Raw genomic sequence first — 694 nt, 5'->3', positions numbered from 1 at the left:
GCGCAGATCCGCGAAGACCCGCGCCAGGCCGAGGTGCTGATCAAGGGCACCGATTACACGCGCTGCGAGATCCAACTCGCCAAGCGTCAGGAGATGATCGTGACCCTTGAAGACTTTTTGCGCCGGCGCTCGAAGATCGCGCTGGTGGTGCCGCGTCAGCAAATCCAGCAAGCGGAAGGCCTGATGGAGGCCTGCGAGATCCTCTTTGGCGATCAGGCACAGGCGCGCTATGACGAGTATTTCTGCGAAGATTGCGAGGTCACACCAGCGCAGTCGCGGCAGATGCCTGAGATGGCTGAGCCGGGCGCCGCCTAGCGCGGGGCCGCTGTAGAGCGATGATCGGGAAGTCGATCAGTAATGATTCAACGACGACCTGCACAGGCAGGCTGGAAGAAACGCAGCGGTTCCAACAATCGGGCCAGCTAGCGATTCACGTTACTTTTGAACCGTTCCTACGCGGCGACAGGCGGATCAGGTTTGGGCTTATCAAAATGAACGGATCAGCATGACCACCAACACTGCCATCCAGATGGCATCGCCGCCTGCCGGGCTACCCGTCAGGCACGCGATCACCGTCGATGAATATCTGCGCATGGGAGAGGCTGGCATTCTGGCGCCAGATGCCCGCTGCGAGCTGATTGCAGGAGAGATCATCGATATGCCGCCGATCGGCCCAGCGCATGCCAGCAAGACC

General features: G+C 60.5%; 1 protein-coding gene and 1 pseudogene. Both read left to right on the top strand.

Going from position 1 to position 694, the window contains the following annotated elements; genetic code table 11:
• Positions 1-315: glycerol-3-phosphate dehydrogenase C-terminal domain-containing protein (locus tag VBE63_RS30975; protein WP_323686775.1), on the top strand; the 315-nt coding region annotated here is incomplete at its 5' end.
• A gap of 190 nt (positions 316-505) precedes the next feature.
• Positions 506-694: pseudogene (locus tag VBE63_RS30970) on the top strand (Uma2 family endonuclease); the annotation flags it as partial.

The sequence above is a fragment of the Lamprobacter sp. genome (assembly GCF_034860625.1).
In the GTDB taxonomy this organism is placed as follows: domain Bacteria; phylum Pseudomonadota; class Gammaproteobacteria; order Chromatiales; family Chromatiaceae; genus Lamprobacter.
This window is presented reverse-complemented; position numbering and strand designations above follow the sequence as displayed.